The organism is Janthinobacterium woesei (genome assembly GCF_051380875.1).
Taxonomy (GTDB): Bacteria; Pseudomonadota; Gammaproteobacteria; order Burkholderiales; family Burkholderiaceae_D; genus Janthinobacterium.
The window spans coordinates 279,109-300,280 of record NZ_JBNYXW010000006.1 but is presented as its reverse complement, the minus strand read 5'-3'; the positions used below and the strand labels follow the sequence as shown (position 1 = coordinate 300,280).

Below are 21,172 nucleotides of genomic sequence, written 5' to 3'. Positions count from 1 at the left end.
GTGCCGCGAAGTCGGCGCAGGCGCCGGCCAGCGGCAAGGCGACAACTCAGAAGGATTAACAACAACTCGCTTCACCGGCCAAGATAATTGACGCCGACCGGCCAAGATAGTTGACGCAAACCAGACAGCCATGAACTCGCCGACGATGAACGAGATTAAGTCTCAACCGCTAGCAGGAAAGGCGCGCCAGACCATTTACGACAACATGAAGGCGGGAACATTTCCCAAGGCGGTTCGCATCGGCCCAAGGTCCATTGCATGGGATGCTGGCGAGATCGCAGAGTGGCAAAAAAAGGTGCGCGACGAGCGCTAATAGTCCAACTATGTACGAAAAAGTACGGCAACAGCCTATATTATTTAAGGCACCGCTAAGGCACGAAGCACTCGGGCAAGAAAAAGGCCAATCCGAAGATTGGCCTAAGTCCTTGATTCTTTTGGTCGGGACGGGAAGATTCGAACTTCCGACCCCATGCACCCCATGCATGTACGCTACCAGGCTGCGCTACGCCCCGACGAGGTGGGAATTATAGCAGAGGCTTTTAGGTTTTTGCCATGCTTTCCACAGGATTCATGTTGAACTGCGCAAAGTTTGTTTCAAGCCCATGGCAAGCGCCCTATTCGCCCAGCATCAGCGCCGTCAGGACGATGCGGAAACCGGCGATCAGCGGCTCGACCTTGATGTCGGGATTGTGCAGCACGCGCACCGGCAAACCCTGGTACATGGCGATCAGGGTGTTGATGCGCCCTTCCAGCATCTCTTCATCGGCCGGCAAGCCGCGCTTGATACGTCCTTCCTTGACGATGGACAGGAACAACTGGCGCGAGCGCCGGTCCGCGCATTGCAGCATGCTGGCGATGGCCGGATTACGCGACGCTTCAGATTGGATTTCCAGCGGCATCACCCACACTTTCGGGTCCATGCTTTCCAGCACATGCTCGCCGGCATTGTCGATGACGGCCTGCAAGGGGTCTTCGCGCTGCGCCAGGTCTTGCATCAGATTCGAGACCCGCTCCATATTCTGCATGACAAAGGCGGCGATGATCGCATCCTTGCTGTCAAAGTAATTATAGATATGGCCCGCGCTCATGCCGGCGGCCTTGGATATCTCGGCCATGCTGGCGCCGTGGAAGCCGCGGCGGCTGAAACAGCTTTCCGCCGCATCGAGCACCTGCTTGCGCCGCGTGTTGGCGCGCTCGGAATCCGGATGCTTCTTTTCAACTTGGTTCATGACTTTTCCAGTAGCGCGCCGGCCCTGCCCTTGCGGGCAAGGCCGGCGTCGGCATCCGTGTGATTATTGGACACCGCCAGCTGCCGCAACGGCTGTCTGCTCAGGCTGCCAACCGCCGCCCAGCACCTTGTACAAGGTCACCAGGTTGGTCGACTTGGCCAGGCGCGCCGTGATCAGGCTTTGCTGCGCCGAGTACAGCGCGCGCTGGGCCACCAGGGCGTTCAGGTAGGACTCGGCGCCCTGCTTATAGCGCGCGTCGTGGATGGTGTAGCTCTTCGTCGACGCTTCGACCAGCGAGACCTGCGATTGCAGGCGCTCGTCGATCGTGCCGCGCTGGGCCAGCGCATCGGACACTTCACGGAAGGCGACCTGGATCGCCTTTTCGTATTGCGCCACCGAAATTTCACGCTGCACCTTGGCGATATCGAGGTTGGCGCGGTTCACGCCGCCATCGAAGATCGGCAAGCTGATCTGCGGCAGGAAGCTCCAAGTGCCGCTGCCGCCCTTGAACAGGCCGGACAGGTTGTCGCTGACCGAACCCGCCGTCGCCGTCAGCGAAATGCGCGGGAAGAAGGCCGCACGCGCCGCGCCGATGTTGGCATTCGCGGCGCGCAAGGTGCGCTCCGCCGCCAGCACATCAGGACGGCGTTGCAGCACCTCCGACGGCAAGCCGGCCGGAATCTCGGCCAGCTGTGTTACCGCGCCGAACTCGGCTTGCGGCAGCAATTCGGCCGGCACGGGGCCGCCCACCAGCAAGACCAGTGCGTTTTGATCCAGCGCAACCTGGCTGGTGAAGACGGCCACGTCGGAACGGGCCGACTCGACACTGGTCTGGGCATCGTACTTGTCCAGGCCCGAGGTGACGCCTGCACTGAAGCGGCGCACCGCCAGGTCATACGACGACTGCTGGCTCCTCAAAGTGTCCTGCGCCACGCGCAGGCGCTGCTGGTCGGCCACCAGGTTCAGATAGGTGCTGGCCACTTCGGCCACCAGGCTGATCTGCTGTGCACGGCGTGCTTCTTCCGTGCCCAGATATTGCTCCAGCGCACTGTCGGACAGGCTGCGCACGCGGCCGAAAAAATCCAGCTCGTAGGCCGACACGCCCAGGTTCGCCGTGTACTGGCGGCTGATGTATTCCTGGCCCGTGGTGCTGGTATTTTTCGGAATGCGCGTGGCCGCCTGGCCGCCCGAGGCCGACAGGCTCGGGATCAGCGCGGCGCGTTCGATGCCGTAGGTGGCGCGCGCCTTCTCGATGTTGAGGATCGAGACGCGCAGGTCGCGGTTATTCGCCAGCGCCAGTTCCAGTACCTGGCGCAGGCGCGCATCGGCAAAGAACTCGCGCCAGGCGATGTCCGACACCGGCTTGGCGTCGGCGGCCGCCGTGTCGGCCTGGTAGGAAGGGCCGGTCGGCCACGCCGTGGGCGCCGGCGCTGCCGGACGCTCATACGTGGGAGCCAGGCTGCAACCGGCCAGCAAGGCCAGTGCTGCCATGGAGAGTAGCGTTTTTTTCATATTAATGCGCATCCTTAGAAAGCGTGACGGCTGGCGAAGCAGGCGCCGCCGGCGTTGTCGGCGCGTCCGACTTCGAGAAGAAGCCGCGCACCAGCACGAAGAACACCGGCACGAAGAAGATACCGAGGAACGTGGCCGTCAACATACCGCCCAGCACGCCGATACCGATGGCGTTCTGGCTACCGGAACCGGCGCCGCTGGAGATGGCCAGTGGCAACACGCCCAGGCCGAAGGCAATCGAGGTCATCAGAATTGGACGCAGACGCAGACGCACCGCATGCAAGGTCGCGTCCAGCAGCGACATGCCCGAATCCTGCATTTCCTTGGCAAACTCGACAATCAAAATCGCATTCTTCGCCGACAAGCCCACCACGGTCAGCAAGCCCACCTGGAAGTACACGTCATTCGACAGGCCGAACAGCCACGTACCCAGCACGGCGCCGATCACGCCCAGTGGCACGACCAGCAGCACCGAGAAAGGAATCGACCAGCTTTCATACAGCGCAGCCAGGCACAGGAACACGATCAGCAGCGACAGCGCGTACAGCTGCGGCGTCTGCGAACCGGATTCGCGCTCTTCGAGCGAAACGCCGGTCCAGCTCATGCCGATGCCAGGCGGCAACTTCGCCACCATTTCTTCCATCGCATTCATGGCAGCGCCCGTGCTTTGGCCCGGTGCCGGCGTACCCAGGATCTCTACCGACGGCAAGCCGTTGTAGCGCTCCAGGCGTGGCGAAGCGTAAATCCACTTGCCGGTGGCAAAGGCCGAGAACGGCACCATCTGGCCAGCAGTATTGCGCACGAACCACTTGTTCAAGTCTTCCGGCTGCATGCGCGAACTGGCTTCACCCTGGATGAACACTTTCTTCACGCGGCCACGGTCGAGGAAATCGTTGACATAAGAACTACCCCAGCCCACGCTCAGCACACGGTTGATCTCGGAAATCTGCAAGCCCAGCGCGGTGGCTTTCTGCTGGTCGATCTCGATCTTGTACTGTGGCGTATCTTCCTGGCCGTTCGGGCGCACGCCGACCATGATCGGATTTTGCGCCGCCATGCCCAGCAACTGGTTACGCGCTGCCATCAAGGCGTCATGGCCGACACCGCCGATATCTTGCAACTGCATGTCGAAACCGGTGGCGTTACCCAGTTCCAGCACGGCAGGCGGTGCAAACGTAAACACCATCGCATCCTTGATCTGCAACAACTTGCCCATGGCGCGGCCGGCCACGGCAGGCGCTTTCTGCGATACATCCTTGCGCAGGGCCCAGTCTTTCAGGCGCACGAAGGCGATACCCGTGTTCTGGCCGTTACCGCCGAAGCTGAAACCGGCGACAGCAAACACGGACGCGACGTTGTCTTTCTCGCTGTTCATGAAGTGCTCTTCGACCTGTTCGATCACTTTCAGGGTGCGCTCTTGCGTGGCGCCCGTCGGCAATTGAATCTGCGTAAACAAGATGCCCTGGTCTTCTTCCGGCAGGAAGGACGTTGGCAGGCGCATGAAGACGAGTACCAGGCCAGCGAGCAAGATGACATACAACAACATCGAGCGGCCGCGGTGGGTAATCATGGCGCCGACCCAGCTCTGGTACTTGTTGCTGCTGCTATCGAAACTGCGGTTGAACCAGCCGAAGAAGCCTTTGTTCGTGGCGTGATGGCCCTTCTCTACCGGTTTGAGCAAGGTGGCGCACAGCGCCGGCGTAAATACCAGCGCGACGATAACGGACAGCACCATCGCCGAGACGATGGTGATCGAGAACTGGCGGTAAATCACACCCGTCGAGCCGCCGAAGAAAGCCATCGGCACGAACACGGCCGACAGCACCATGGCGATACCCACCAGCGCGCCGGTGATCTGCGTCATGGACTTGCGCGTCGCTTCCAGCGGCGACAAGCCCTCTTCGCTCATCACGCGCTCGACGTTTTCCACCACCACGATGGCATCATCGACCAGCAAGCCAATGGCCAGCACCATGGCGAACATGGTCAGGGTGTTGATCGAATAGCCAAACGCGTTCAGGATGCCGAAGGTACCGAGCAGCACGACCGGCACGGCCATGGTCGGGATCAGGGTGGCGCGGAAGTTTTGCAGGAACAAGTACATCACCAGAAATACCAGGATGACCGCTTCGACCAGGGTCTTGACGACTTCTTCGATGGACAGTGTCACGAACGGGGTGGTATCGAACGCCACCTGGTAGCTCATGCCTTCAGGAAATTGCTTGCTCAGCGTTTCGAGCATGGCCTTGGCCGCCTTGGCCGTGTCGAGCGCATTCGCACCCGTCGCCAGCTTGATCGCCACGCCGGTTGCCGCATGGCCGTTGTAGCGGGCCACGGTGTTGTAGTTCTCGCGTCCCAATTCCATGCTGGCCACGTCCTTCAGGTGCACCATGGCGCCGTCGGTCGTGGTTTTCAGCAAGATGGCGCCGAACTGTTCCGCCGTTTGCAAGCGGCTCTGCGCCGATACGGTCGCGTTCAGCTGCTGGCCTTTGACGGACGGCGTACCGCCCAGTTCACCGGCCGATACTTCGGCATTTTGCGCCTGCACGGCGGTAATCACGTCCGCTGGCGTCAGGTTGAAGCTTTGCAGCTTGGCCGGATCGAGCCAGATACGCATGGCGTACTGGGAACCGAACAAGGTCACATCGCCCACACCGGCCACGCGGCTCAGCGGATCGACGACGTTGGCGGCGACATAGTCGCTCAAGTCGGTTTGATCCATCTTGCCGTTTTCGGAGATGAAACCGAACACCATCAAGAAGTTCTTGGTGGCTTTCGAGACGACCAGGCCTTGTTGCGTGACAGCCGTCGGCAACAGTGGCGTGGCCAGCTGCAGCTTGTTCTGCACCTGCACCTGAGCAATGTCTGGATTGGTGCCGCTGCTAAACGTCAGCGTGATGCTGATGCCGCCAGTGGCATCGCTCGACGACGCCATGTAGCGCAAGCCGTCGATACCCTTCATCTTTTGTTCGATGACCTGGGTGACGGCATCTTCCACAGTCTTGGCGGAGGCGCCAGGGTAGGAGCCGCTGATCGAAATCGACGGCGGAGCGATGCTCGGGTACTGCGCAATCGGCAGGCTGAGGATCGAAATCACGCCGGCAAGCATGATGACGATCGCGACCACCCAGGCAAAAATCGGGCGGTCAATGAAAAAACGGGCCATTAATATTCTCCTGAATTAGTGGGCGCTGGCAGCCGATGCTGCGGCAGAGGCTGCAGCGGCGGGCGCGTCAGCTGCCTTGGCCGGTACGGCAACGGCTGGGGCGCCTGGCTTGACTTTTTGCAAGCCTTCCACGATCACGCGGTCGCCTGCGGCCAGACCGGACGTCACCAGCCAGTCATTGCCGTTGGTGCCGCTGGTGGTCAGCACGCGCTGCTCGACCTTGTTTTCCTTGTTCAGGATCAGCGCGGTGGCCTGGCCTTTCTGGTTGCGCGTCACGCCCACTTGCGGCACGGTGATGGCTTTCTCGTCAACACCCGTTTCCAGGCGCGCACGCACGTACATGCCTGGCAGCAACTCACCTTTCGGATTCGGGAACAGCGCGCGCAAGACCACGTTGCCGGTGGTCGGATCGACCGTCACGCCGGCGAACTGCAGCTTGCCCGATTCGCTGTATTTACTGCCATCGGGCAGGATCAGGTCAACCTTGGCCTGGCCTTCGCCGACTTTCTTCAGCGAACCGTCGGCCATCTGGCGCTTCAGGCGCAGCAGATCGGTGCTCGACTGGGTCACGTCGACATAGATCGGATCGAGTTGCTGCACGGTCGTCAGGGCTTGCGCCTGGCCAGCCGTGACCAGCGCGCCGGCCGTCACGGTCGAGCGGCTGGTGCGGCCACTGATCGGTGCCGTCACGGTGCTGTATTTCAGGTTGATATTCGCCGATTCCAGTGCCGCAGTGGCGGACTCGACGTCTGCCTTGGCTTGCTCGAAGGCGGCGACAGCATCATCGTATTCCTGGCGGCTCACGCCTTCGATGGCAACCAGCTCCTTGTAGCGGGCCGCTTTCGGGCCGGCCGTCAGCAGGTTCGCCTTGGCTTTCGATACGGCCGCCTTGGCCGCATTGGTGGCAGCCTGGTACGTTGCCGGGTCGATCTGATACAGGACCGTGCCCGCTTTCACATCGCTACCCTCGACGAACAGGCGCTTCTGGATCAAGCCACCGACTTGCGGGCGCACATCGGCGACCTGGTAGGCATTCGTACGGCCGGGCAATTCGGCGCTCATCGGCAACGCGGCCGGATTAACAGTAAACACGACCACCTGTGGCGCTTGCTGCGCGTGAGGTGCTTCCTGTTTTTTACTGCAGCCGGCCATGATTACAGTGGCGCACAGAACGGCAATAGCGCCGCTCGTACGCGGCGACGTCAAGGAAAAAGTTGGTTGCATCTTGGACTTTCTGAAAAAGAAGCTGGCTAGTGTCGTTAGAAATGAATAAATTTATTAACGCAGATCAAAGAATGAACGATCATTCTAAAATCGTCAAGCATCGTTACAATTGAAACATAGCAACTTTTAAGCGAATTTTATTGCCAATGATGCAATTAAATGGTGACAGCAACAGCGTAGGCGCACCGGCAGGATCAGTAAAACCAGGTCGGCGGCGGCAAAACGGCAATGCGGGAAAGTTCGATTGAACAAATACTGTAGCAGGGTAATGCTTTCTTTGCTGAAGTGGCTGACATGTGCGCAACACCCGCGCACCAGAGTGCCGGGCGCCAGCATGACTATTTGCCAATGATGGCAAAAATATATTGCGCCGCAGGTGCGCCAGCATGGGTGCCCACGGCTTGCCATGACAGGGGGACGCAGCGATGACGGCAGCGGCGCGGGATGCAGCTCAGGCAAGGGCCGGCCCGGTCGCGCCAGTCTTGCAGTCAACGGGCGTGTCTGGGCTCGACACGGTGCTGAGCTGCGCCCTGCTCGCCGAACGCCTGCATTGGAATCACCTGACGAAACCCGTCGACTTCGCCGCCATTACCGCCATTACCGCCATGCTGGGCCAGCATCTGGCGCAGCGGGCGGCGGCGGCGCGAGAACAATCAGTGTTATTTCCACTTGCCGCGTAGTTCCTGCACCTTCTGCTGCAGCAACTCCGGCGTCGCTTCATCGGGCGGCACGGGGATGCCGACCGCCAGCGACAGGCGCGAGCGCAGGCCCGCCTTGAAGGCGCGTTCGAACAGGTGGCCATTGCGGTGGCTCAACAGATGACCCCACAAGCCGCGCAGCGCCAGCGGAATCACGGGCACCTTGCTGCGCTCGATGATCTTGGCAATGCCGCCTTTGAATTCGCTGATCTGGCCCGTGCGGGTCAGTTTTCCCTCAGGGAAGATGCAAACCAGTTCGCCTTCGTGCAGCGCTTGCGCGATATCAATGAATGCTTTTTCCATGAGGAAAGGGTCTTCCTTGGCCGGCGCGATGGGAATCGCCTTGGCCGTGCGGAAAATCCAGCCCATCAGGGGCATCTTGAAGATGCGGTGATCCATGACGAAACGGATGGGACGAGGGCTGGCCGCCATGATGACGATAGCGTCCACATAGCTGACGTGGTTGCACACCAGCACCGCCGCGCCTTGCGTCGGGATGCGCTCGCCATCGACCACTTTCACGCGGTGCACGGTCTGTATGAGTATCCACGCCAGGAAGCGCATGAGGAACTCCGGCACCAGCGAAAAGATGTAGGCCGCCACCAGCGCGTTCAAAATGCCCGTCACCAGGAACAGCTGCGGAATGGTAAAACCTTGGCCCAGCAGCACGATGGCCACGCCGGCGGCCGCCACCATGAACAGGGCGTTAAGGATATTCATGCCGGCAATCGTGCGCGAAATGTGTTTCGGGTCGCAGCGCGTCTGGATCAGGGCGAACAGGGGCACGATGAAGAAGCCGCCGAACACGCCGATCATGGCGATGTCGAACAAAATGCGCGGCGCGCCCGCCTGGCTGACAAAGGCCAGCGCGTCGACCACTTGCGTATTCGCATAGGCATTGCTGGCGAAATACAGGTCGAGGCCGAACAGCGACAGGCCGATGGAGCCAAACGGCACCAGGCCGATCTCGATCTTGTGGCCAGACAAGCGTTCGCACAGCAGCGAACCGGTGCCGATGCCTACCGAAAACACGCTCAGCAGCAGCACGAACACGCTGTGGTCGCCATGCAGGAAATCTTTCGAATACACGGGGAACTGCGCCAGGATCAGGGCGCCGTAGAACCAGAACCAGGAGTTGCCCAGCATGGCCAGGAAGACGGGCCGGTTCTTGCGCGAGAAATTCAGGTTGCGCAACGATTCGGCGACAAAGTTCAAGCTGACCTTCAAGTCCGGCTCGGGTGCGGGCGTGCGCGGCACGCGGTAGCTGGCGATCAGGCCGAACAGGGCCACGGCAATCGTCGCGCCGGCCACCAGTTCCACGCCCAGCGGTTTGTGCACGATCAAGACGGCGCCCAGGATTTCGCCCAATAAAATGCCGACAAAGGTACCCATTTCGATCAAACCATTGCCGCCGACCAGTTCCTCGGGCTTCAGTTGCTGCGGCAGGTAGGCATACTTGACGGGACCAAACAGGGTCGAATGCACGCCCATGCCCACCACGGCCGCCACCAGCAGCCATAAGGTGTGCGTCATCCAGCCAGCGGCAGCCACGGCCATGATGGCCAGCTCCATCCATTTGACGAAACGCGCCAGGCCCGCCTTCTCGAACTTGTCGGCCAGCTGGCCGGCCGTGGCCGAGAAGACCACGTACGGCAAGATGAACAGGCCGGGAATCAGGTTGGTGATGGTGGACGGGTCGAGCGTGGTCCAGCTCAGCGCATCGTAGGCGAGGATCACCATCAGCGCCGTCTTGAACAGATTGTCGTTGAAAGCGCCAAAGAACTGGGTCCAGAAGAACGGCCCGAAACGGCGCTGCGACAATAGGGAAAACTGACTGCTTTGACTCATGGCATGGGGAACCGGCGATTAAGGAATTGCTAAAGTACAGCACTATCCTGCGCACGACAATCGTAATGTCTTGGTATTGCTTTTGATCAATACGAAAGCCGCCATGCTGCGCCATGCTGGCTCCATATCTTGACAGTTGGCGTGACAACACAAAAATCGCCTGTTTCTTGATAATAAGGTAACGTGTGCATACCGTGGGCGCCTTCGGCCTGCCTCCCAGGAAAGCTGATCCCATGTTTGGATTGATACCACTCATCATACTAGTCTTGCTGATCACCGCCTTCGTGCTGGTGCTGCAGCACCGCAGGAAAGTTGTCGATCTGGAGTTGCTGACGGTGCGCCTGCGCAAGGAAATCGAGAGCGTGCAGCAACGCCTGCAGCTACTCGAAAACGGCACGGCCATGCCGGCAGCCGTGCCAGTCGCTGACCTGCTTGCGCCAGCGCCAGCGCCAGCGCCCACCGCTGTGCCTGTGCCTGCTCCCGCGCCGCTGCCGCCAGCCGCCGTAGCTGCAACGGCCGCAGTGGCTCCACTGGACGACATGGAAAGTACCGTGTCGCCCGCGCCTGCCAGCACGATTTCGCTCGACAAACCCGCGCCGCCCCCTGCGCCCAAACCCACCCCCACCCCGCCCAACACCCCGGCTTGGATCGAGTGCAGCGATGGCATCCTGGCCAAGGCGAAAAACTGGTTGTTTACTGGCAACCTGGTGGCCAAGCTGGGCTTGCTGATCCTGTTCCTGGGCGTGAGCTTCCTGCTCAAGTATGTGTCGGCGCAAGTGACGCTGCCCATCGAGCTGCGCCTGGCTGGCATCGTACTGGCCGATATTGCCCTGCTGGCGTGGGCCTGGCGCATCCGTATCCGCCGCCCCGGCATCAGCCTGCCGCTGCAGGGCACGGCGCTGGCAATCCTGATGCTGGTCACCTTTGGCGCCTTCCGCCTGTACGAGTTGATACCGGCCGGCCTGGCCTTCGCCGTGCTATTCGTGCTGACGGCGTTCACCTGCCTGCTGGCCGTGCTGCAAAACGCCGTCTGGCTGGCCGTGTTCGGCATCATCGGCGGTTTTGCCGTGCCATTGCTGGTGTCGACGGGCAGCGGCAACCATATCGGCCTGTTCAGCTATTACGCGCTGCTGAACGCAGGCGTTTTCGCCATCGCCCTGAAACGCGCCTGGCGCGTACTGAATGTGCTGAGTTTTGGCTTTACCTTTGCCGTGGCCACCACCTGGGGCCTGCTGCGCTACGCGCCAGAGCACTACCTGTCGACGCAGCTGTTCCTGATCCTGTTCGTACTTTTTTATGTCGGCATCGCCATTGCCTACTGCGCGCGCCAGGCGCCGCGCCTCAAGCATTATGTGGATGGCACGCTGGTGTTCGGCACGCCACTGGCCGCCATGGGGCTGCAATACGGCCTGGTGCAGCATTTCCCGTTTGGCCTCGCCTTTTCCGCGCTGATCGCCGGTCTCGGCTACACGGGCCTGGCTGTGATGCTATGGCGCCGCGACGGTTTCAAATTGCTGGCCGAAGCCTTCCTGGCGCTGGGCATCGTGTTTGGCACACTGGCCATCCCGTTCGCCCTCGACGGCCGTTGGACGTCCGCCGCCTGGGCGTTGGAAGGCGCGGGCATCGTCTGGGTCGGCTTGCGCCAGCGCCAGACCCTGGCCTGGGCCTTCGGCCTGCTGGTGCAGGCAGGCGCCTGGATGTCCTTCCTGTTCGCCATGCTCGAACTCGATACGCCAGCGGCCCTGCAGGCCAATATCTGGCTGGGCTGCCTGCTGCTGGCCGCCGCCGCGCTGGTGATGGCGTTCAATTTCCGCCGCCACGGCAGTCATTTGTATCCGGAGTTCATGACGAGCCTGTCCGTGCTGTTCCTGACGGCCGCCACGGCCTGGCTGCTGGGCGGCATCTGGAATGAAGTCATGCTGCGGACTGATGCTGCCATGCAATTGAACCTATTGACCGTCAGCGCCCTGGGCGTGGCAGCTTTGCTGGCCTGGCTCGCAAAGCGCGAAGAGTGGCATGCGCCGCGCGCCCTGCTGCTGGCCGTGCAGGTACTGACAGGACTAGTGCTGCTGAGCCGCCCCAACTGGGCCTGGAATGCGCACCCGGCCAGCCTGCTGGACGGTTCCTTCCTCAGCGCCCTGCTGCTCGGTGGCGCCGCCTTTGCCAGCGCCTGGTTCGTCGAGCAGCGCGCGCGCAGCGGTGATGCACTGATCGCCCTGGTCAGGCGCCCCTTGCTGCAATGGAGCGGCGTGCTGTGGTTTTCCGCCATCCTGATGCCGTTCACCAGCTGGCTGCTGCGCCTGCTCGACGGCGACCTGCAGATGCAGCCGCACGCGGGCGAACACTGGCTGGCGCTGTACCTGATTGCCGTGTGCGTCACGACGCCTGCGTTTGCACTGCTGGCGCGGCGCCTGGACTGGCCGCAGCTGCGCTGGCTCAGCGTGGCCGCCTGGCTGGGCCTGGGCCTGTGGAGCGCCAACCTGCTGCAGGCGCTGTACTTGCGCGACTATTTGCCCACAAGCCTGTCCTGGCTTGCCCTGGCTGGCGCCCTGGCAGCCGGCGAATACCTGCTTTTCACCTGGCCGAAAGCCGGCTGGCGACTCGATCCGCGTGCGCTGCGCCTGTTGCATACGCTGCGCACGGCAGCGCCATGGCTGATGCTGTGGCCGGTGGGCGCCATGCATATCAACGCCTGGCTGGCGCGCCACGAAGACAGCGTCAGCCCTGCCTGGGCCCGCTACCTGCCGGCTTGGGCCATGATGCTGGCGCTGGCCTGGCTGATCCGCCGCTGCCGCGCGGGCGCCTGGCCGGTGGCGCCCATTGCCGCCTGGTACCTGCGCTATCTGATCCCGCTGGCAGCGGCGTGGTCGCTGCTGCTGATCGCCGCTTGGAACATCCTCGACGATGGCGCCATGGCCCCCCTGCCATACTTGCCGCTACTCAATCCGTTGGACCTGAGCACGGGCTTTGCCGTCCTGCTGGCCATTGCCAGCTACCGCTTGTTGCCAGCTGGCCAGTTGCCACTGCCGGCATTGTGGCAAGCGCGTTTGCCCGCCGTGGCCGCCAGCTTCCTGTATGGCTGGTTCAATCTGATGCTGCTGCGCACGGTGTCGAACTACCTGGACGTGCCGTATACATTTGACGCCATGCTGGCCTCGCAATTCGTGCAAGCGATGCTGTCGCTGGTATGGAGCATCACGGCCCTGCTGTTGATGCGCCATGCGGCGCGCCACCAGCGACGCCAGCAATGGAGCCGCGGTGCCGTGTTGCTGGGCCTGGTCGTACTGAAACTGTTCGCCATCGACCTGTCCAACGTGGGCGGCATCGAGCGCATCGTGTCGTTTGTCGGCGTGGGCTTGCTGATGGTACTGATCGGCTACCTGGCGCCCTTCCCCAAGGCTGCTGCGCAAGCAGCAACCGAACTAAACCAGGGAGTCGCATGAAATCCTCACTGCTTTTCTGCACTTGGCTGTTGGCGGGCACGGCGCTGGCCGCCGCGGCCCCCGCATCCCCGGACCGGCCGCAAGACTATCGCTGGAACATCGCGCTCACACCCCAGCCAGGCGCCGGCCTGAGCCGCATGAGCGTGCCTACCGATGTGTATCTGCATGCGCGCTCAGCCAGCCTGGCCGACATGCGCCTGTTCGACAGCGCCGGCAAGCCGCTGGCCTTCGCCCTGACTGCCCCGCCCGTGCAATCGCGTACGCAGCGCGACACGGTGTCCGTGCGCATCTTTCCCATCGTCAGCACCCAAGGGGATTACTCTGACCTGGACGGCGTCGATATCCGCACCGGCAATGATGGCCGCCTGCTGTCCGTCACTGCACATACCGCCGCGCCAGGCGACATGACACCGGCCGTGCAGGCACTGATACTCGATGCTGGCCCACCCGCCAAAGACAGCCGCATCGGCGCCCTGCGCTTTACCTTGCCGCCGGGCACCAACAATTACAATGCGCAAGTGCTGCTGGAAGTCAGCGACGACCTGAAGCAATGGGACGCCATCGCCACCACCACCTTGAACTGGCTGCGCAACAGCGATACGCAAACCCTGGCCAACGACCGCATCGATTTTGCGCCGCGCGCCTTTCGCTATGCACGCCTGAGCTGGCAATATGGCGAGCCCATCACTTTCGCCAGCATCGAGGCGCAGCAGGTCAGCCAGACCACAATTGCCGCACCGCGCGCCTCCATCGTGCTGCAGGGAACGACGGGCACGCGCGGTGGCGAGCGCCTGTATGCCACGCCGATCGCCATTCCCGCCGACAGCATCGGCTTGCAACTGGCTGACGGCAATACGGTCATGCCCGTCACCCTGGGCGTGTATCACCCGGCGAGCGAAGCGCCGCGCCATCGCTTGCGCCTGCGTCCACAAGCACGCACGACACAGGCGGCGTACTTCGAACCACTGCTCAATACCACCTTCTACCGCATCAGCGTGGACGGCAAGGAAAGAGTCTCCGGCGACCTGGCCATGCCCATCGTGCAGACGGTGCAATGGGTACTGCGTCCGCAAATAGAAAGCGCCATGGTGATGAACCGCGATTCGGTCCTGCGCCTGGGCTGGACACCGGCCAGCTTGGTATTCCTGGCCAGCGGCAAGCCGCCATATCAACTGGTATTCGGCAAGAATGGGGCAACTTCGGCAGCGCTGCCGCTGTCGCAAGTGGCGCCCGGCTTCAAGGCGGAGGAACTGCTGGCATTGCCTGTGGCCACGCCAGGATCACTGGTCACACTCACCGGCGACGCGCCCATCGAGAAAACGCCGGACGGCGCAGGCTTGCGCCTGGCCGCGCTGTGGGCCGCACTGCTGCTGGGCGTGGCCGTGCTGGGCTTTTTTGCCTGGCGTTTGCTGACGCAAATGAAGCAAGAGCAGAAGCAAGAGCAGAAGCAAAAACAAGCGGATAGCGCGAACAAGGCCGGGTAATGAAGACACGGACACCATGACACGGACACGGACACGGACACGGACACGGACACGACTATACAGCCGCGCGAGCATACAAAAAACAAGGACGCAGTATCGCGGCAGCATGGGGCGCCATTTGGGCACCATCTTGGCAGCGTGTCAGCATCTCACTGCTGCACGAGAACTACCGTCTGATGCCTCAATACCCCACAAACATTACATCAATACAGCCGCAATACGTTACGCTATAGTAAGTACGCCACCCTGCACTGGCGTGCACCTGCGTGTGCCTCACTGCCGCAGCAGCGCCTTGAACGTCTGCGGCATCCACGGCCGCGCCGCCAGCATGAAGCTGATGGCCAGGCGCTCGTCACCAGGCAGGCGCGCGTCTTCCTGGTGCTGTTGCGAAAATTCTACCGCCACTTGCTTGAGGCGTTCCAGCAAGGCCGCGGTGGATTTTTTCGACAACATCACATTCACCAGACGCAGCAATTCCGTCTCGCCATCGAATTGCGAATTCAGGTAGTCGCCATAGGCTTCCTCCTTGAAATAGCTATGGATCGGGCCATTCGGGATCCAGGCAAACGTGCGCGCCACCAGTAGTTTGACCCGATTATTCGGCAGCAGTTCCAGAAAACCTATTTTATCGAGGCGCAGCAGGTATTTCACGGCTTGCGCTTCGCTGATGTCGTAGATGGCGATGATCTTTTCCAGCGGCAGCAAGTTCAGGGCCGACACCGCCATCACGAAGAGCCTGGCGTCGTCGATGATTTCCTTTTCCTGCGCATAGGTCAGGCCCGTGATCAAGGTGGGCGTGGCGTGCGCCACCTGCACGGCCAGCGCCAGCTGCTGGAAATCGCTGCCGATGGCGACCAGGATCGGCTCCAGCCGCTGCAAGGTGAATTGCTTCTGCGAAAACATGCGTTTGACGCTGGCTTCGGATACGCCGATGCGCTGGACCAGTTCGGCATAGGTCACGGCGCGCGCTTTCAGCAGGCGCTTCAAGGCGTCGATCAGGGCGTGGGTTTACGGCATGCACTTCCTTTGTAAAAAAATTAATGCCTCGGCAAGCAAAAAGGTAGCGAAATACGCTACCTTCAGTATGCCTACCTGCTACGAGTAGCGTTTTCATTGACCAATTGTCCACAGTCTACAATGATGGCGTTGCCACTTGGCACACCTGAAGGAGAAACACATGAAACGCCTGCTGCCCCTCTGCCTGTCCTTGTCGCTCTTGTTACTCTCCACGGCCGCACCTGGCCTGGTCCACGCCACCGCCTCGGAGAATCTGTCGAAAGGCTCGCAAAATCTCAGCGACGGTTCCGCCGTGGTCATTGGCGGTTCGCTGTCGATGCTGGTCGCCTCGGGCCAAGTGGTCGTCGCCAGCGTGGAAACCGTGGGCGAAGGCATCGTCATCGTGTTGAAAGGCGCTTCTGAAGCGGGCGGCGCCTCCATCCAGATGAGCACGCAAGCGGCCAAGGGCCTGTCACTGGCCGCAGGCACCGTGGTCAATGTCGTGGCGCTGTCTACCGGCCACATGCTGGTCATGTCCGGCAAGGCCATCGCCTTCATCCCGAACGAACTGGGCAAGGCGCTGCTGCACCATTCGAAAGCGTAAGCCATGAAACGCCTGACTTTCATCGTCATCAGCCTGGCCCTCGCCGGCGCCGTCCATGCGGGACGTTCGTGCGAGGAAAAGCCCACCGATGCGGCCACCCTCGTCAAATCGATGGAGCTGGCGCAAAAGACCTTGCAGGCGCTCGATGCCTCGGGCGCGCAAATGGCGCTGGTGGCGCGCGCCGGCCAGGATCTGTCGCAATACAATGTGCGCTACTCGCACATGGCGCTGGCCTGGCGCGACCATCCGAAAGGCCGCTGGCTGGTGGTGCATGAATTGAATGAATGCGGCACGGCGCAATCGTCGCTGTACAACGAGGGCCTGGGCAATTTCTTCATGGATGACGTGTTCATGTATGAAACACTGATCCTGATCCCCGGCCAGGAGACGCAGCAGCAACTGGTACGTTTGCTGGCCAGCAACACGCCCAAGCGCCTGCACGACGCGCACTACAATATGCTGGCCTATCCGTTTTCCACCAAGTACCAGAATTCGAACCAGTGGGTGCTGGAAACCCTGGCCGCCGCCAGCAACGAGCCGGGCAAGATCGAGACGCGTGCCGAAGCGCAAAGCTGGCTGCGCAGCGTCGATTTCACCCCGCAAACCCTGAATATTCCCGCTACGACCCGCCTCGGCGCGCGCATGTTCCGCGCCAACATCGCCTTCGACGACCATCCGTTCGACCGGCGCATGGCGGGCAAGATCGACGCCGTCACGGTCGACGCCGTGGCCCGCTTCGTGCGCCAGCGCGAACCGCAGGTGCAGGAAATCGTCGTCAGGGGCAATTAAGCGCGCTGCAACAGGCGAAACAGTGGCCCGATCGCCAGTACCAGCACCACCATGCGCGCCACGTGAAAGGCCGTAACGATGGGCACGCCAAGGTGCAAGGTCTTGGCCGTCAGCGACATTTCCGCGATGCCACCGGGCGAGGTGGCCAGGATCGCCGTACCGGGGTGGATGCCCAGCCACTGCGACAGCCCCAGTCCAAAGGCGGCCGCCAGCACCAGCATCAAGACGCTGCAGAAGGCCACGCTGGCCATGTAGCGGGGAGCCGTATGCAGGAAGGCGGGGCTGAAGCGCGTGCCGAGCGCGATGCCGATGAAAAGCTGGCCCGCGCGTATCATCCATTCGGGCAGGCGCGACAAATGGATGCCGCACGCCGTCAGCAGCAGCGCCGCCAGCAACGGGCCGATGACCCAGGCGTTGGGCAGCTTGCCCCGCTTGCATGCGAGGGCGGCCAGCACGGTGATGGCGATCAGCAGCGCCAGCCCGCCTACGTTGACCAGGGCGGCGCCCGGCACGAAAGTTTCATGCCCTTCTTCCAGGCCATGGCTACCCCAGTAGCGCACGCCGAACGGTATCGTCGCCACTACCAGCATCATGCGCAGGCTGTGGGCAGCCGCCACCTTGCCCACATCGGCGCCATGGCGCTCGCTCTGCACCGCCATCTCTGACGCGCCGCCAACGGCCATGGCAAAGAAAGCGGTGGCCGTATCGACGCCCGACAGGCGCCGCAGCAGCGTGGCACCAACGGCACCCAGCGCCAACGCGAACAACACGGCGCCAACGATCCATGGGGTATAGGAAGACAGCACGGCCAGCACGGGCGCCGTGAAGTACAGGCCCAGCGCGGTGCCGATGGCCCACTGGCCCGCTTCGCGCACGCGCACGGGACAGGCCAGCTCGCGCCCCGCCAGGCGCAGCGCGGCGGTGGCGAACAGGGGGCCGATCATCCATGGCAGCGGCGTGTGCAGCCACAGGCAGATGGCGGCGCCCGCCAGGCCGGCGGCCAACGCCGCACAAAAGGCGCGCCAGCGCGGCCACCACACCACCGTTAAAACACCCAGAGCTTTTCGGCCGGCATATGCAGCCAGTACTTGCCCGCTTCGAGCTTGTGGCGCGAATAGGCGCGCAAGCTGATGTTCTCGGCGCCGCCCCGCTCGAACAGGCACTCCCAGCGGTCGCCCAGGTACATGCAGGTCAGCAGCGGCAGTTCGATGGCGTTGTCCACCGGCGTGGCGCTGATTTTCACCTCTTCGACGCGGATCATGGTGGTCACGTCAAGGCCCACGTTCGCGCCGCGCGCCACGCCCTGCATCGAGGCACCATCGACCAGCAGGCGCACACTGGCGCCATCTCGCTGCACCACCTTGCCTGGCAGGCGGTTGTTACTGCCCATGAACTCCGCCGTAAACAGCGTATCGGGCGTTTCATACATGCTTTGCGGCGTGCCTTGCTGCTCGATCTTGCCGTTATTCAGGAGCAGGATGCGGTCGGAAATGGCCATCGCCTCGCCCTGGTCATGCGTCACCATCAGGGCCGACAGGCCCAGGCGCACGATCAGTTCGCGCAGGAAGGCACGCGCTTCCTCGCGCAGCTTGGCGTCCAGGTTCGACAGCGGTTCGTCAAGCAGGATCACGGGCGGGTTGTACACCAGCGCCCTGGCGATCGCCACGCGCTGCTGCTGGCCGCCAGACAGCTGATGCGGATAGCGCTCACCCAAATGTCCCAGGCCCAACTGCGTCAGCACTTCCTTGACGCGGGCGGCGATCTCCGTCGTGCCCATCTTGCGCAATTTGAGGCCGTAGGCGACGTTGTCGAACACCGTCTTGTGCGGCCACAGCGCATACGACTGGAACACCAGGCCCAGGTTGCGCTGTTCGGCCGGCATCTCGAAGTGCTTTGCGCCATCGTAGACATTGCGCTCGCCGATCTGGATGGCACCTGCCTTCGGGCTTTCCAGCCCGGCGACGGCGCGCAGCAAGGTGGTCTTGCCGCTGCCAGAAGGCCCCAGCAAGGCGACCACTTCGCCTTTTTTCAGGTGCATCGAGACACCCTTCAAAATCTGGTTGGCGGCGGCGCCGGTGCCGTAGTCCAGGTGCAGCTCATTGACGGTCAATTCATTCATGATCTTGTCTCAGTCTTTATATTTAGTCTATATATTTAGTTATGCAGCTCAGTTGTGTAACTTGACGCCAAAGCGCAGTGCGATGCCGAGGCCAATGGCCACCAGGGTGATGTTGATGAACGACAGCGCCGCCACCAGGTCGGTCGAGCCGCCAGCCCACAGCGACACCAGCATGGCGCCGATCACTTCGGTGCCCGGCGAGAGCAGGTACACGCCCGTCGAATATTCGCGCTCGAAGATCAGGAAGACCATCAGCCAGGCGCCCAGCAAACCGTATTTGATCAGCGGCAGGGTCACATCGCGCGTCACCTGGCCGCGGCTGGCGCCGACGGCGCGCGCCGCCTCTTCCAGTTCCGGCCCCACCTGCAGCAGCGCGGTGGAAATCAAACGCATGCCGTAGGCCATCCACACCACCGAATACGCCAGCCACAGGGCGAAAATGGTCGAGCGCAGCTCACGCAGCACGGGGATGAAATGGCCACTGAGCCACAGGGCCACGCCGTTGTCCATGCCCTTGAGCATGCCATCGAGCCAGGCCGGCACAAACAGGAACACCCACAGGAACGACAGGCCAGCCAGCAGGCCCGGCACGGCGCGCGGCACCAGCACGCTGTAATCGAGCAGGCGCGTGATGCCGTCCTGCTTGCGGTGCATGGCCAGCGCGATGAAGCTGTAGCAGCCAACGGCCAGGGCACCGCCGACCACGCCGATCAGGATGGTGTTGACGATGCCGCGCACCAGCGAAGGCTGGTCGAAGATATCGCGGAAATGCTGCAGGGTCAGTACGTCGGCCAGGTGCACACCCTCGCCCCAGTACTGCACGAAGGAGCGCAGCACGATGCCTGTCAACGGCAAGATGATGGTAAACAGCAGCCAGCCGGCCAGCATGGCGAACGCCAGCCACTTCCAGCGACCCAGCGGCATGGCCTTGCTGCGCGCGCCCTTGCCCTTGATCGACACATACTTGTTGGCGGACTTGAGCAGCCAGCGCTGTATCATCACCAGCGGCATGGTCACCATGACCAGGCAAACGGCGACAGCGGCCATCAGGTGGTACGACGGCGTACCCAGTTTATTGGTCAGTTTGTACAGATAGGTCGGCAGCACCAGATGGCCTTCCGGGTCGCCCAATACCAGCACCAGGCCGAACACCTCGAAGCCAAGGAAGAACACCAGCACGCCTGCATACGCCAGCGCCGGCATGATCATCGGCAGTGACACATTCATCATCACCTGGATCGGCGAGGCGCCGGCCACGCGGGCCGCCTCTTCCACGTCCGAACCCAGGCTTTTCAACGCCGACGAGGCATACAGGTAAACGTGCGGCACGTGCGTCAGGCCGGCGATGATGACGATACTGGTAAACGAGTAGATATTCCAGGGCACGAAGCCCAGCAGTTCCTTGGCCCATATCGAGTAAAAGCCCACGGGGCCCATCGAGACGACGTAGCCAAAGCCCATCACCATCGGCGACACAAAAATGGGCACCAGCAGCATGGGCGCTACCCAGCCACGGCCTGGCAAATCGGTGCGCACCATCAGGAAGGCAAGCATGCCGCCCAGCGGCACGGCGATAATGGTCAGGCCGAAGGCGAGCATCAGGCCATTCTTGAAGGCCATCGAGAAATCAGGATCATCGAAGATGAAACGGTAAGAATCAAAGCCGAATTCGCGCACCGGCATGAAGAAAGGCGCGTTCAAAAAGCTTTGGTAAAAAATCAGGAACAGTGGCAGGAAAATGGCGACCAGGGTGATCGCCACCACCACGCCGCGCGGCCAGTTCAGGCGCGACAAGGGAGAGCGCGACCGTGCAGGCAGCGGCAAGATAGCAGTTTGCATGATGAATCCAATGAATGAAGGGTGCGGCGTGCGCCCGCAAGCCAGGCTCGCGGGCGGTTAAGGAGCCGTTCAAAAATTACTGTCACATTTGGATCGTCTCTGGCCGGCGCGCTGCGGCGTTGCTCGTCGTCGCCATAGCTCGCTATGGCTCCTTCTCGCGCCTTGCTTCGCATCCCGCCAGAGTCCCCCAAACGTAACACCTATTTATTCCCGGCCCCTAA

At 62.0% G+C, this 21,172-nt stretch carries 16 protein-coding genes and 1 tRNA gene; 6 read left to right on the top strand and 11 right to left on the bottom strand.

Features of this window, described 5'->3' with window-relative positions; all coding sequences use genetic code 11:
• Nucleotides 1-130: 130 nt before the first annotated feature.
• Nucleotides 131-313, top strand: a complete 183-nt coding sequence (locus ACQ4W6_RS09005; RefSeq protein WP_436566839.1) for a helix-turn-helix transcriptional regulator — start codon at nucleotides 131-133, stop codon at nucleotides 311-313.
• Between the two features lie 122 nt (nucleotides 314-435).
• Here ACQ4W6_RS09005 and ACQ4W6_RS09000 read toward each other — a convergent pair.
• From ACQ4W6_RS09000 to ACQ4W6_RS08975, 6 genes are all read right to left on the bottom strand, one after another.
• Nucleotides 436-512 (bottom strand) — tRNA-Pro (locus ACQ4W6_RS09000).
• A gap of 102 nt (nucleotides 513-614) precedes the next feature.
• On the bottom strand, nucleotides 615-1,229 hold the full coding sequence (locus ACQ4W6_RS08995) for a TetR/AcrR family transcriptional regulator (protein ID WP_436566838.1): 615 nt from the start codon (nucleotides 1,227-1,229) through the stop codon (nucleotides 615-617).
• 63 nt (nucleotides 1,230-1,292) lie between these two features.
• Entirely contained in the window at nucleotides 1,293-2,741 is a 1,449-nt protein-coding gene (gene adeC / locus ACQ4W6_RS08990) for an AdeC/AdeK/OprM family multidrug efflux complex outer membrane factor (RefSeq protein ID WP_436566837.1), read from the bottom strand.
• 1 nt (nucleotide 2,742) lies between these two features.
• Nucleotides 2,743-5,907, bottom strand: coding sequence for an efflux RND transporter permease subunit (locus ACQ4W6_RS08985; RefSeq protein ID WP_436566836.1), 3,165 nt, complete (start codon nucleotides 5,905-5,907; stop codon nucleotides 2,743-2,745).
• 15 nt (nucleotides 5,908-5,922) lie between these two features.
• Complete coding sequence (locus ACQ4W6_RS08980) at nucleotides 5,923-7,131, bottom strand: efflux RND transporter periplasmic adaptor subunit (RefSeq protein WP_436566835.1); 1,209 nt, start codon at nucleotides 7,129-7,131, stop codon at nucleotides 5,923-5,925.
• A gap of 103 nt (nucleotides 7,132-7,234) precedes the next feature.
• Nucleotides 7,235-7,519, bottom strand: a complete 285-nt coding sequence (locus ACQ4W6_RS08975; RefSeq protein WP_436566834.1) for a hypothetical protein — start codon at nucleotides 7,517-7,519, stop codon at nucleotides 7,235-7,237.
• A 109-nt stretch (nucleotides 7,520-7,628) separates the two neighbouring features.
• On the opposite strand from ACQ4W6_RS08975, the gene ACQ4W6_RS08970 reads away from it, so the two are divergent.
• Nucleotides 7,629-7,811 (top strand): hypothetical protein, encoded by a 183-nt coding sequence (locus tag ACQ4W6_RS08970; protein WP_436566833.1) that lies wholly within the window; start codon nucleotides 7,629-7,631, stop codon nucleotides 7,809-7,811.
• Here ACQ4W6_RS08970 and ACQ4W6_RS08965 read toward each other — a convergent pair.
• Nucleotides 7,791-9,677 carry an MFS transporter gene (locus ACQ4W6_RS08965; protein WP_436566832.1) on the bottom strand — a complete coding sequence of 629 codons (1,887 nt, stop codon included), beginning with the start codon at nucleotides 9,675-9,677 and terminating at the stop codon, nucleotides 7,791-7,793. The genes ACQ4W6_RS08970 and ACQ4W6_RS08965 overlap by 21 nt on opposite strands.
• Before the next feature lie 233 nt (nucleotides 9,678-9,910).
• Here ACQ4W6_RS08965 and ACQ4W6_RS08960 point away from each other — a divergent pair, with 233 nt between their 5' ends.
• Both ACQ4W6_RS08960 and ACQ4W6_RS08955 read left to right on the top strand, forming a co-directional pair.
• Entirely contained in the window at nucleotides 9,911-13,120 is a 3,210-nt protein-coding gene (locus ACQ4W6_RS08960; protein WP_436566831.1) for a DUF2339 domain-containing protein, read from the top strand.
• The gene (locus ACQ4W6_RS08955) at nucleotides 13,117-14,604 is read left to right on the top strand and encodes a DUF3999 family protein (protein ID WP_436566830.1); all 1,488 of its coding nucleotides are present in this window, start codon (nucleotides 13,117-13,119) and stop codon (nucleotides 14,602-14,604) included. Before ACQ4W6_RS08960 ends, ACQ4W6_RS08955 begins: the two co-directional genes overlap by 4 nt.
• 273 nt (nucleotides 14,605-14,877) lie before the next feature.
• On the opposite strand, the gene ACQ4W6_RS08950 is transcribed toward ACQ4W6_RS08955, so the two are convergent.
• A complete protein-coding gene (locus tag ACQ4W6_RS08950; protein ID WP_436566829.1) occupies nucleotides 14,878-15,591 on the bottom strand; it encodes a helix-turn-helix domain-containing protein in 714 nt (237 codons plus the stop codon).
• Nucleotides 15,592-15,781: 190 nt separating this feature from the next.
• On the opposite strand from ACQ4W6_RS08950, the gene ACQ4W6_RS08945 reads away from it, so the two are divergent.
• Together ACQ4W6_RS08945 and ACQ4W6_RS08940 are read left to right on the top strand one after the other, a co-directional pair.
• Nucleotides 15,782-16,204 (top strand): hypothetical protein, encoded by a 423-nt coding sequence (locus tag ACQ4W6_RS08945; RefSeq protein WP_436566828.1) that lies wholly within the window; start codon nucleotides 15,782-15,784, stop codon nucleotides 16,202-16,204.
• A 3-nt stretch (nucleotides 16,205-16,207) separates the two neighbouring features.
• Nucleotides 16,208-16,993 (top strand): DUF2145 domain-containing protein, encoded by a 786-nt coding sequence (locus ACQ4W6_RS08940; protein WP_436566827.1) that lies wholly within the window; start codon nucleotides 16,208-16,210, stop codon nucleotides 16,991-16,993.
• On the opposite strand, the gene ACQ4W6_RS08935 is transcribed toward ACQ4W6_RS08940, so the two are convergent.
• The 3 genes from ACQ4W6_RS08935 to ACQ4W6_RS08925 are packed head-to-tail and all read right to left on the bottom strand — an operon-like array spanning nucleotide 16,990 to nucleotide 20,951.
• The gene (locus tag ACQ4W6_RS08935; RefSeq protein WP_436566826.1) at nucleotides 16,990-18,036 is read right to left on the bottom strand and encodes an AbrB family transcriptional regulator; all 1,047 of its coding nucleotides are present in this window, start codon (nucleotides 18,034-18,036) and stop codon (nucleotides 16,990-16,992) included. The genes ACQ4W6_RS08940 and ACQ4W6_RS08935 overlap by 4 nt on opposite strands.
• Nucleotides 18,037-18,038: 2 nt before the next feature.
• Nucleotides 18,039-19,112 carry an ABC transporter ATP-binding protein gene (locus ACQ4W6_RS08930; RefSeq protein ID WP_436566825.1) on the bottom strand — a complete coding sequence of 358 codons (1,074 nt, stop codon included), beginning with the start codon at nucleotides 19,110-19,112 and terminating at the stop codon, nucleotides 18,039-18,041.
• A gap of 48 nt (nucleotides 19,113-19,160) precedes the next feature.
• Nucleotides 19,161-20,951, bottom strand: a complete 1,791-nt coding sequence (locus tag ACQ4W6_RS08925) for an ABC transporter permease (RefSeq protein WP_436566824.1) — start codon at nucleotides 20,949-20,951, stop codon at nucleotides 19,161-19,163.
• Between the last annotated feature and the right edge of the window lie 221 nt (nucleotides 20,952-21,172).